This is a genomic window from Clostridium sp. LS, from assembly GCF_002760435.1.
Classification (GTDB): Bacteria; Bacillota; Clostridia; order Clostridiales; family Clostridiaceae; genus Clostridium.
Genome location: NZ_AUUU01000226.1, coordinates 1 through 1,223 on the forward strand (window position 1 = coordinate 1; position 1,223 = coordinate 1,223).

1 pseudogene is annotated in these 1,223 nt (G+C 30.2%); it reads right to left on the reverse strand.

Going from position 1 to position 1,223, the window contains the following annotated elements:
* Positions 1-38: 38 nt before the first annotated feature.
* A pseudogene (locus tag COL3_RS26720) lies at positions 39-1,223 on the reverse strand (IS3 family transposase); the annotation flags it as partial.

Below are 1,223 nucleotides of genomic sequence, written 5' to 3' on the forward strand. Positions count from 1 at the left end.
TAAAATGTACCCTTTGTCAAAGACAGTTTAAAAAAAGTCTAAGCAAAGTTAAGAAGATGATTTCTGTATTGAACAGGAGTCATCTTTTTTAAGTTCCATTGACACCTATAATTATTATGGTAAATCATATAATCATCAATTTCTTTAACTAATTCTTCGAAAGTTTCACAACCCTTTAAGTAAGTTTCATCTTTTAAATGTCCAAAGAACGATTCCTGCGGGGCGTTGTCCCAACAGTTACCACGCCGAGACATGGATTGTCCCATTTTATTTTCTTTAAGTTTCTTCTGAAAAATAGGACTTGTATAATGAGCTCCTTGATCTGAATGAATAAATACATCTTTATTAAGTTGAATTGTGCTTGATTTTAAAAGTATATCAATTGTATCTGTTACAATGTTTATTTTTAAACTTTTTGAAACATTATATGCTAGTACTTCATTTGTTGATGCATCTAAAATGGTAGACAAATAAGCTTTTTGACCATTCTTAAAAAATAGATATGATATATCTGTCAATAATACTTTTCCAGGTATGCCTTGTTTAAAATCTCTATTCAATAAGTTTGGTACGACCGTATGCTCCTTAGTTGCTTTCATCATTCTTCTATAAGGATTTGCTTTTCTGTGAGGACATACAATGCTATATTTTTTCATGATTCTTCTAATGCGCTTAAGGTTATAATTTATACCAAATTCATTTTGTAACGTCATTTTAATTTGCTTAGCACCTTTATTACGTTTTTTAAAGTTATATGCAGTTAGTATGTTTGTATAACTATCTAAATCTTTGGAATCGTGCCTATTACGTGTAGATATTGACTTTGGTAAAAAATAATTATAATAACCGGAGCGTGAAACGCCTGCTAATTTACACAAAAATCCAACTTTGTTTTTGAGTTTATATTTTTTTATAGTTTCTCGAATAATTAAAAATTTCTCTTTAACTAATAAGTTTATTTGTTTTTTCTCATCCCCTTTTCTAGCATCTCTAACTTTTTTAAAAACTCATTTTCAGCTTGCAAAAGTTTGACTTTAGCTTCAAGTTTTTCATATTTTTGTTGCAGTGATAAATCTTTCTCAGCGGGTCGTCCTGAATTGAATTTTCTGGTATCCTGTAGTTCAGAAACTCCATTTCTGCGAAATGCAGAGCGCCATCTTTTACCCGATGACCGAACTCGCTCTATACCTATAATATGTATATCAAAGCCATATTTCTCAAAA